The sequence below is a fragment of the Xanthovirga aplysinae genome, from assembly GCF_009711365.1.
GTDB lineage: Bacteria > Bacteroidota > Bacteroidia > Cytophagales > Cyclobacteriaceae > Xanthovirga > Xanthovirga aplysinae.
In genome coordinates this window covers 1-4,700 of the sequence record NZ_SMMB01000847.1, presented here as the reverse complement: position 1 = coordinate 4,700, position 4,700 = coordinate 1, and the positions used below count along the sequence as shown (strand labels likewise).

The following is a 4,700-nucleotide window of genomic DNA, read 5'->3' as shown; positions in this document are numbered from 1 at the left end:
AGCTCGAAAAACAACTCCCTGATGACACTCATAAAAAAGCCTTTTGGATAAATACTTATAATTCATTTTTTCAGATTTTGAGAAAATACAATAATCTTAAGAAACCAAAGATCTTCAGTGAAAAATACATTACTATAGCTGGACAGAAATTCAGCCTTGATGATATTGAACATGGTATCTTAAGGCGTTTCCGTTATAAATATTCATTGGGATATTTGTCCAACCCATTTACTTCCTCCTTGATTAAAAAATGGGCAGTGAATTTCATTGATTACCGGATTCATTTTGCCCTGAACTGTGGTGCTAAGAGCTGTCCTCCTATCGCATTTTATTCTGTGGGTCAACTAGAACAACAGTTGGAATTTGCAGCCCTTTCTTTTATTGAGGGAGACACTGAAATCATAGATCATAAAAAAGAGGTACACATTAGTAAATTATTCAAGTGGTTTTTAAAGGATTTCGGAGGAACAAAAGGAGTCAGAAAAATAATAAACCAGCAACTTGGCAAAGACTTTAGTGCATACAAACTGATCTATAAGGATTATTCTTGGGAAGAACAATTAGATAATTATGCTGAAAGAAATTTAATAACAGAAGTTTCCTGAAATTGCATGTCCAAAATCCATGGTACTTGAAGGAGAAGTTTTCAATAGGCCAAAGGAAAATCCCAGCTTCTGATTGAGGTGAAGATGAGAAAGTGCGAAATTGCAATTTTAGGAATGATATTTATTCTTGCTGCAGAAAAGGAGTGAAGGGAGCCTGTTTTGGAAAATGGCCCTACTTTTCCATAAATAGGTGAGAGGATGAGATATCTTTAGAGCTTGTCTAAATTTATTGTTTTGAAGTGAAAATGGAGTTTTGGAAGCCTGATCGAGGTCCTATTTGAGTTCAAAGCTGGAGGCTACGAATGATAAAAATATTGAAGAGCAGGACTTTAAAAGCCAATTGCAGCAAAAAATAATTGTTTTTTTTACCAATTGACCTTAACTATATCCATAGCATAAAGGGAATCACTCCCCAAATAACTAAAATAATTGTCCATTGGAGGGCGAATAACATTCCTATTAAATCGATTGTTAATACTTTCTTAATCACCTTATTTTGCCAGCTTTTAATCAACCCTATAATCATTGCAAAAGGTAAAATTCCAGAAACAAGCGCCATGGAAGCATTTGTAAAAGTTAGATCTCCTATTTCTAAAAAGGACTGATTCACAAGGAAAGGGATAGTAATGAATAAGCTGACAATAGATAAAAATGGAATTGTAATAACTTGCTTACTTTCAAATAGTTTCTTGCGCAGGAACAATAGTAGACCTTTAATCAAAATAATTAATATTCCTAATGACCCAAGTATCAAGCTTATCCACATAGTAATCAGGTAAAATGGACTTATTTTTTCATAAGTTTTTAGACCATCACTGAGTATTTTGGTGTCCTCCAATTCATATAAAACATGTGAAGCCTTCACTCTGTCTTGTTTTTTGAAAAGGTTTTCACTTAAAGGTAAAAGTTCATAACTATCATTTTGGAGCGATTGAATAGTCAGCGTATTATTTGTTTGAATCACCTTTATTGAATTGAAAAGCAATTCCGCATAAGCAAACATTTGAAATCGAATCGGTTTCAATCTGTAGTATCCTTCAAATTCTTCAATATTAAGGGGTAGGTTTACGGTTGGTATTTCTTTTTTCGGTTTTTCTATTCCTAATTGGTTTATAAAAATTGCGTTAAACATTTGATAATCTGCGGTTTCACTATCTGTATTAAAACTGATAAAGAAAGCTTTGTTTTGTTCAGGAAACAAATAAAATGTTGCTCTATACCCAATTATATTTCCTCGATGAAAATAGCCTACAACTCCATAACGGTCTCTATAACTTAAACCAAATTGGTATCCTGAACTTAGGCCATTTTCGTTAGCTTCTGTTGATGTTGGTTTGCCCATTTGGTTTAATAATCTTTTTTCAACAAAAATTTTTCCATCTATTAAACCATCACTCATTAAAAATTTAGCAAATAAAGCCATATCGCCAGCCGTTGTAGAGAACTGCCCCGCAGGCCTAAGGTACATGGGCAAGTTTTTTTGAGTTGTACCATCATCAAAGTGTCCCATAGCCAGAGCAGGGTCGGTGTAAGTTCCTTCCTGGGACAAAAATTGAAAAGTACTATTATTCATTCCCAAGGGCTTCAGCAAATTTGCATCAAGATATTCCTCATAAGGTTCTCCTGTTACCCTTTCGATAATCAATCCAAGCATACAATATCCCATATTAGAATAGGAAAATCGTTTTCCCGGTTTTGTCCGGATTTTTAGCACGGAAGGATTTTTTTTAAAGACGGACTCTAGAGGGGTGTAGGGAGTGGGTTTCTTACTGAAAATTTGCCAAAACCTTGCATCCTCTAAACCAGAGGTATGATTTAACAAATGTCTTATAGTTACTTGATTCGTCTTTTCCCAAGGATTGTCAAATGAAAGGTCGGTTAAAAGTTTATTCACTGGAGAATCAATTGCTAACTTACCTTGACTTGCCAACCGTAAGATTCCTGTAGCGATTAGGGTTTTTGTAATCGAACCAATTTGTACTTTATTTTTTACCGTTAATTTTTCTCCCAAACCTACATCTTTCAAGCCTACTGCTCCCATTGTAATTTTATTATCAGAAAGCATAGACCAAACAGCCCCTTTAAGGTTTTCATTTTCAAGAGCCCTTTGCAATTCCCATTCTAATTTATCATTATCTTGCGCCTTCAATGTTAGGGAAAAGAAGAATATAAAAAGTAAAGATAAATATTTAATCATGCAGTGAAGTTATTGAATAAAATATGTTTAAAAAACTGTTTTTCAATATGATATAGCTTAATGGGTTGTTTGTTGAGCAGCCTAAAAGAATAGTGTGACAAATAGGGGACCTTATACCAAATGCAATATTGTTCGTTAGTATATTTTTGTTTCTCAATCTATCGAGATGACTACATTTCCTTTTTTGTGGCCTTGTTCGACATACCTATGAGCATCAACAATCTGTTCCAAAGGATATTTTCTATCAATAACCGGTTTGAGCATACCTTCTTCAATAATTTTATTTAGGAAATGTAAGTCTTCCGTCTTCCAACTAAGATTTGAAGCTGCTCCTATCACTTTTTTCCTTCCTACCATAGAGGTCCATAGCATTTGCATAATTTCAGTTAACCCAAATTCAGTTAAAAGGTAGCGTCCGCCTTCATTTAACATTTTTTTACACTTTAAAAGGGAGGTCTTGCCGACTGTGTCAAAAATGATGTCAAAGGTTTCACCAGATTGGGTAAAGTCTTCTTCTGTATAATCAATTACCTTTATCAGCGCCTAAAGACTTTACCAGGTCTAAGTTCTTAGTGCTGCAAACACCTGTTACAGATGCCCCAAAATACTTGGCAAGCTGTACAGAAGCTGTACCTACGGCTCCAGATGCCCCATAAATAAGTACTTTTTCCCCTGGTTGAATGCCCCCCTTCTTTTTAAGAAAAACCAGGGAGGTTAGCGTACCATTTGGTATTGCAGCTGCCTCCTCATAGTTCAAATTGGTTGGCATTTTTGAGAACAAACCATTCTCTGGCATACACTTGTATTCAGCGTAAGCCCCAAAACTCAAGCCCGTGTACCCATAAACTTTGTCCCCAATGTTGAACCGTTTTACATTCCTTCCTAAGGATTTTATTTCGCCAGCTAATTCAAAACCCAAGATTTTTTTTCTAGGTTTTTTAAAGCCAAACATTATTCCAAAAGGGATTCGAATTAAAGGAGGAAAAGAAAGACCTCTTTGTTTTGGGTCTTCTGCGGTTACGGTAGTTGCAAAAATTTTGATTAATACCTCATTATCCTTTGGGACAGGTTTTGCAACCTCCTTAATCTGTAGAACCTCTGGGGGGCCATATCTTTCATAGACAGCAGCTTTCATTTTAAATTATTTTATGTTTCAATCAAGGGCTTTCCTATACTTTACTAGTGACGCACATGGATCAATGTGAAAATTGTAGTTTGAGTTTCTGCTGCAGGGCTAGGGTTGTTATTATTTTTACATAGTGTTAGCATTTTGCTATTTTAGTCTACAATGGATTTTCTTAAATCAATAGGTTTATGTAGTGGATTTTCATTCCTCCCATTAGTAAAATAAATTGTATTATTTATTTCTCTTTCAATTTTACCTCACCTTTTGATTAATTTTCCTATTAAAATTCTAAAGGAACTAAATGAAACAACCTTCAGCTCAGGTTATTTTTTTTCCAATAATTCAAATACAATTTAAATAGGGAGAAGGTTGACATCAATAAGAGAAAATTAACAATCAAATTTTTCTGCTGAAAAAGGTTTTCCCTAAATAAATCAGTGGCTGCTATAAGCAATAAAGTAAAGCTCAAAACCCAAATAATTGAAATTAAGATCAACTGTTTTTTGATGGGGATTTAGTCCAAGGAGCTTTTGTTTTTTTTACTGCCATTTTTTTCACTTTTATATTAAATGCTATCAATGTTGTATGTCACATATGGGGTATGTTTCAAGCTAAATATACAAAATATGTGGTGTATTTCTGCTATGTCCATTACTTCAACTAGGAGGGTAAGTGAAAGTAATTTTCCTTTATTTCAGGTACATATTCTACCCTTTGAGGGTTTAAATGATTTCTAATATTCTTACAAAAAATGTTTCGGAATTTATGAAAA

4 protein-coding genes are annotated in these 4,700 nt (G+C 34.2%); 1 reads left to right on the top strand and 3 read right to left on the bottom strand.

Annotation, left to right across the window (positions count from 1 at the left end; translation table 11 throughout):
* On the top strand, positions 1-605 hold a 605-nt coding region (locus E1171_RS06685; protein ID WP_155205235.1), incomplete at its 5' end, for a DUF547 domain-containing protein.
* Between the two features lie 382 nt (positions 606-987).
* Here the strand turns inward: E1171_RS06685 and E1171_RS06680 are convergent.
* The 3 genes from E1171_RS06680 to E1171_RS24230 form a co-directional block, all read right to left on the bottom strand.
* A complete protein-coding gene (locus tag E1171_RS06680; protein WP_155205234.1) occupies positions 988-2,802 on the bottom strand; it encodes a serine hydrolase domain-containing protein in 1,815 nt (604 codons plus the stop codon).
* Positions 2,803-2,955: 153 nt separating this feature from the next.
* Positions 2,956-3,279 (bottom strand): zinc-binding dehydrogenase, encoded by a 324-nt coding sequence (locus tag E1171_RS24235; protein WP_343031304.1) that lies wholly within the window; start codon positions 3,277-3,279, stop codon positions 2,956-2,958.
* Positions 3,280-3,325: 46 nt separating this feature from the next.
* A complete protein-coding gene (locus E1171_RS24230) occupies positions 3,326-3,937 on the bottom strand; it encodes an NAD(P)-dependent alcohol dehydrogenase (protein WP_222931426.1) in 612 nt (203 codons plus the stop codon).
* Positions 3,938-4,700: the final 763 nt, after the last annotated feature.

Coding starts and splice junctions, on each gene's coding strand:
- E1171_RS06680 (WP_155205234.1), bottom strand. CDS start 2,802: ATGATTAAATATTTATCTTTACTTTTTATATTCTTCTTTTCCCTAACA.
- E1171_RS24230 (WP_222931426.1), bottom strand. CDS start 3,937: ATGAAAGCTGCTGTCTATGAAAGATATGGCCCCCCAGAGGTTCTACAG.